Annotated in this window: 2 protein-coding genes; one reads left to right on the top strand and one right to left on the bottom strand. The window is 66.9% G+C overall.

Annotated features, from left to right (window positions below):
- Nucleotides 1-272: 272 nt before the first annotated feature.
- The gene (locus tag JS533_RS13300; protein WP_241515269.1) at nucleotides 273-4,370 is read right to left on the bottom strand and encodes a glycoside hydrolase family 2 TIM barrel-domain containing protein; all 4,098 of its coding nucleotides are present in this window, start codon (nucleotides 4,368-4,370) and stop codon (nucleotides 273-275) included.
- A gap of 204 nt (nucleotides 4,371-4,574) precedes the next feature.
- Between JS533_RS13300 and JS533_RS13295 the strand changes: the two genes are divergently transcribed.
- Entirely contained in the window at nucleotides 4,575-5,624 is a 1,050-nt protein-coding gene (locus JS533_RS13295; RefSeq protein ID WP_241515267.1) for a helix-turn-helix domain-containing protein, read from the top strand.
- The last annotated feature ends 116 nt before the right edge of the window (nucleotides 5,625-5,740 follow it).

The following is a 5,740-nucleotide window of genomic DNA, read 5'->3' as shown; positions in this document are numbered from 1 at the left end:
GCCGATCCAGTCGGCACAGCGCCCCTGTTCGGAGCCTCCCGTCAGCGGCGCGGCCGGCACGGCCAACCGAAATACGGCAAAACACCTTGGCCAATACACATGACCACAGAAGACTTCCTGCCACGTTCGGCCACGGCCTCTCCCCCGTCAGGGCACCGCCCGCAAAACCGCGTTGTCGCCTGTTTCGCAGCAATGCCCGACGGGAAAGCCGGGAATGAGAACATCCATCCCCAAACCCGAGACCAGCACCGGAACCGACACCGGCCGCTTTCCTACCGCGCGGACGGCTCAAAACCCACGGCGAAGGTGAAGCGCTCGGCGTCGAGGCGGTACTGTTCGGCCAAGGCCGGGCCGCAGCTGTTGGAGCCGATGCCGGACTGCGCGTAGTCCACGCACACCACCGTCGAAGCCGATTCCTCAAGCTCGCTGTTGTGCATCTTGCGCGTGAGCTCCTCGGCCGTGTACGGCAGCGCCTGGAAGTCGAACGTGGACGGTGCTGCAACGCCCGTCTCGCCCGCGGCACCGGTGCCATCCGCGGCGCCATCCCCGGCGTCATCCGCAGCGTCATCCGCGGCGACGGCCGCCACCCCGCCGAACACGGTGAGCGCCATGCCGTCGCCGGCCACGGACGCCCAGTCGCAGTCATGGTGGTTGCCGTTCTCCTGCGGTTTGATGTACGGCTCGAACAGCGTGCGCGGAGTGCCCGCGAACACGCCGTGCCAGCTGGCGCGGCGCTTGTCCACGTAGCTTTCGATCGGGCCGAGACCGCAGTACGTCACCTGCTCCATCGACTTGGGCACGAACAGGCGCAGGCCGAAGCGCGGCAGGAACGGGAACGCCGGATCGCGCGTCACATCCATCGTCAGTTCGATGGTGCCGTTCGGATGGATGATCCACGTCGCGTCGACGGTCGCGATGCGCTGCACGATCGGCGCGACAAGGCCGATGCGGGCCTGGATCGTCACGTCGCCGGCGACGGCGACCGTACCGTCGTCAAAACCGGAGTCGGCCGTCCGCGCGCCATCCGCGTCGCCGAACGACGCGATCAGTTCCGGCTCGCCTTCGGTCTGTGCGGCGATCTCGGGCGCGACCATGTCCATGTCGGAGACGACGGGCGACTCCGACGCCGGCTGCATGTCGACCAGATCGTCCTCGTCGACCAGCACGTCGACCCCATACGCGCGGGCGTAGGCGCGGTCGAACTGCGCGTTCTCCCACTCGTTGCGCACGTTGCGATCGTTATCGGTGGGCGCGCGCCAGATGTTGAGTTCCATCGGACGGTCGAGCAGCGAACGGTTTGCATACGTCATCGTTGAGAACAGGCCCGTGCGCTTGTCGATCGCGTAGCGGAAGTCGGGAGATTCGACGGTGATTGCGGCGGACGTCTCGCTGACGGTGAGCAGTGCCGGAATCGCCGAGCCGACGTGCGCGTCGCCGCACGCGCGGGCATCGTGCGCATCGCACGCGCAGGACTCGCCGCGCGCGTCAGTATCGCCGCAGTCGCCATGATCGCCGCAATCGCCACCACAGCAACCAGCACCCGCGCCGCCACGGCAACCGTCCTCACCAGCACCAGCACCATCAGCGCCACTGGCGCCAGCCTCGTCGCGCGCCTCCTCCAGCAGCGCGACCACGGTCTGGTTGCGCGGATCGGCCGTCGGCACGGCGACCTCGTCGAATCCAAGCGGGAAGCCGGCAAGCAGCACGCCGTCGTCGGTCAGACGATACGTGCGCACGAGCAGCGTCGCCTTGCCCGCGCCGCGCTCGCCCAGCTCGGCGACGGCCGTGCGGATCGCGGTCGGCAGTTCGACGGTCGTCTCGCCGTGCGGTTCGATCGCGGGCATGGCCGGCGTGTAATTGCCGGGATGCTCCACGCGGAACGCATCGCCCGCGGCGGCGGCATCCTCCTCCCACGAGGCGTTCACGACCGGGCTGCCGTCGACCACGAGCGTGAAGTCGAGGAACAGGCCGGCGTCGGCGGTGTTGAGGAAGTCGTAGTAGTTGTGCAGCGTGACCGTGCCCGCGACCGGGTCGAATCCGGCGACGCGCACCGGACGGTACACGTTCTTGAACTCGAGCAGGCCGGTGTGCGGCGTGCGGTCGGGGTACGCGAGGCCGTCCATGCAGAAGTTGCCGTCGTGCGGGTATTCACCCGAGTCGCCGCCGTACGCGTACTCGCGGCGGCCGGCCGCATTCGTGCCACGGTCGATCGCGTGGTCGCACCATTCCCAGATGCAGCCGCCGACCAGTCCGTCGTAGCGCTGGATGCGGTCGAAGTAGTCCTCGAGGTCGCCCGGGCCGTTGCCCATCGCGTGGCAGAACTCGCACATGAAGTACGGTTTGACGCCGTTGTCGCCATCGTCGCCGCCGAAGGTGCCGTCGCGCTTGCCGTCGGGCGTGCGCGGGCCTTCTTCGGAGAAGTACTGGTCGATGTCCTTGATCGACGGGTACATGCGGCTGTGCACGTCGAGATGGCTGAAATCGTATTCACGATCGGGGGTCACGTAGCGTGCGGACTCGTAGTGGGTCAGGCGGCTCGGGTCGAACGCCTGCGTCCATTCGAGCGCGGCCTCGAACGTGCAACCGTACGCACACTCGTTGCCCATCGACCAGAAGATGATCGACGCGTGGTTCTTGTCGCGTTCGACGCAGCGCTGCACGCGGTCGACGGTCGGCGCGATCCACGCCGGATTGTCGGCGATCAGACGCGGCCAACGCTGGGCGTGCGCGTCCCAGCTGTCGTCCTTGGCGATCGCGACGTCGGTGCCGTGGCTTTCGTCGTCGGCCTCGCCGATCACGTAGAAGCCGAGACGGTCGTACAGGTCGTAGAAGTGCGGCGCGTTCGGATAGTGGCTGGTGCGGATCGCGTTGACGTTGTGCTCCTTCATCAGCGTCAGGTCGCGCATGATCTGCGCCTCGCTGATGACCGGGCCGGTCACGGGGTCGGAGTCGTGGCGGTTGACGCCGTGGATCTTGATCGGCTTGCCGTTGACCTTGATCACGTTGCCGTCGACGCTGACTTCGCGGATGCCGATATGGTCGGTGATGACCTCGTTCGCCGTGGTGTAGACGATGGTGTACAGGTACGGCGTTTCGGCGGTCCACAGCTGGGGATCGTCGACGACGAGTCGCGCGTGCGCGGTCGGCAGGAACGCGCTGTCGCCGGAGGCCGAGTCTGTGTCGACGATCGTCGGCGACGCCGTGTCGGTCGCGATCGCGATGTGCAGCGCGTTTTCCGCGTCGCTCGGCTCGCTGTCGTCGACGTCGGCGATCTCGTCGATCGACTCGATCGTGCCTTCCTCGAGACCGTCCGCGGTGTCGTCGGCGAAACCGGCGGCGTCGGCGGCGTCCTCGGCGCGATCCTCGTCGTTCTCCGCATCGTCCGTACCGTCGGTATCGTCCGCGTCCGCGTCGATCGGCTCGGCCTGCGTTTCGGCGACGAGCTCGCCGTCCGCATCGTACAGCTGCACGGTCACGGGCACGTCCACGTCGTCGTAGAACGCGAAGTCGACGTCGATCGTCGCATGGTCGACCGGCGACTCGTCGTACTCGGCGTCGGTCAGATCGTCGAGCAGACGCGGATCGACGTTGCGCCAGATCGCGGTGTGCGCGAAGTAGTCGCGGACCGTGTCCTCCGGGCGGTCGAGCAGGTAGACGTCACGGAAGATGCCGGACATGCGGAACTTGTCCTGATCCTCCTGATAGCTGCCGTCGCACCACTTGAGCACAAGCACGGCGAGGATGTTCATGCCGTTGTCGAGCGCGTCGGTCACGTCGAATTCGCTGGTGGAATGGGAGACCTGCGAATAGCCGATGAACCGGCCGTTGAGCCACACGTAGAAGCAGGAGTCGACGCCTTCGAAGTTCAGGAACGTGCGCGGGGCGTCGGGGTTCGGCGTGTGCTCGAATTCGTGGATGTAGACGCCGCACGGGTTGTCCTGCGGCACGAACGGCGGGTCGAGCGGGTACGGGTAGTTGACGTTCGTGTACTCGTGACCGTCGAAGCCGTGGTTCTGCCATACGCTCGGCACCGGGATCGCGGTGAAGCCGGCGGCTTCGCGGCCGTGGCTGACGGCGGCGCGATGCTCCCACGACTCCAGATCGGCGGGGGCGCCGGTGCCGTCGAACCCGTCGTCGCAGAACGCCGGACGGCCGGCCGCGCGGGCGGCGGCGACGTCGGCGTCGAGGTCGTAGATGCTGGCGTAGTACTTGAAGTCCCAGTCGCCGTTGAGCAGCTGGAAGCGGTCGGAGTTCGCGCGCTTCTCGCCGACCGTGTCCATGCGATGCGAGGCGGGGACGTAGTAGGCGCGGTTGGGTTCCGTACCAACATGCAGATTATTGAGGTCTTCGTAATACCGCGGGATGAACATGCGGATCTGCGCTCCTTCGGGCTTGCGGGTCGCCGACGTGAGACGGCCGCCCACCCGCGTGTCGCGCGCTCCGCACTTGGCGTGCGCGGTGACTGCGGTTGCGGACGGTCTGCTCGCATCGACCTAGCTGTGTCACATCGTTCTCCATTATTGCGGAAGAACGCGCGCTCCGCTATGGGCGTTTTGCGTGATAATATGCACAAAATGACAGACGATGTGGTCGCCGGCCGTGTTTCCGGTATGGATATGCTCGCCGGCTACCTCTACCGGGAGGACGTGGACGTCGACGCCGCGGTCACGATGGCGAGCCCGCTGCTGGTCAGCGCCTGCGGGCGGTATCGCATGGTGACGCGCCCGGAGTTCAGCACGATCCGGCAGACCGGCCGCAGGGATCACCAGCTGTTGTATGTCAATGCCGGCACCGCCACATTCTGGAAGCACGATCAGCCGCATACGATTGCCGCCGGTTCGGCCGTCGTCTATCTGCCCGGCGAGCCGCAACGGTACGAATACCGTTCGGCGGATGGCACCGAGGTGTATTGGGCGCATTTTTCCGGCAGTGAGACGGCTTTGCTGCTGGATGGGTTGGCGGGGACGGATGCGGGGACTGGCTTGGGGACGGGCCTGAGGACGGGCGCGGAAGTGAATGCAGGCGTGGACGAGGGGACGGACTCGGGGGCGTCCGAGAGCATGGCCGCAGGAACGGCCACGGGGACAGCCGCGGGCATCGTCGACGCCGGAACGGCCACGGGCATCGTCGACGCCGGAACGAATCCGGAGTATGCGCAGCTGTTCAATCGCATGATCGGCGAGCTGCAGCTGCGCCGGCCGGCGTTCGAGGAGCTGGTCGCGGCGGATCTGCGCAGACTGCTGCTGCTGATGCGCCGCCACATCGCCGAATCCACCGACTCCGATGGCGCCCGCCGCCGCATCCCGCCCGAGATCCAGGACGCGGTGACGTATTTCCACCGTCATTTCGCCGACGACATCAGCATCGAGGAATACGCGCGTATGCAGGGCGTGAGCGTCGGCTGGTTCATCCGCGGTTTCCGTGAGGCGATCGGCATGCCACCGTTGCAGTACGTCACGGCGATCCGCATGGGCGAGGCGAAGATGCTGCTGGAAAGTACCGATTACCCGATCGGCGACATCGCCGCGATGGTCGGCTACGACAACGCCCTGTATTTCAGCCGCCTGTTCCGCGCCCGCTTCGGCCGCCCGCCCTCGCAATGGCGGCGCGCAGGCAGCCTATAGCCGGGTTTCGCCCGTTCGGCGTGCGCGGGCATGCCGTTGCATCCGTCATTGCGGCGGTCTGCCGCGACCGCAGCCACGACCGCAGCATCGCGTGCCGTCGGCCGCAAGGCCGCGCT

Source organism: Bifidobacterium amazonense (assembly GCF_018555435.2).
In the GTDB taxonomy this organism is placed as follows: Bacteria; Actinomycetota; Actinomycetes; order Actinomycetales; family Bifidobacteriaceae; genus Bifidobacterium; species Bifidobacterium amazonense.
This window is presented reverse-complemented; position numbering and strand designations above follow the sequence as displayed.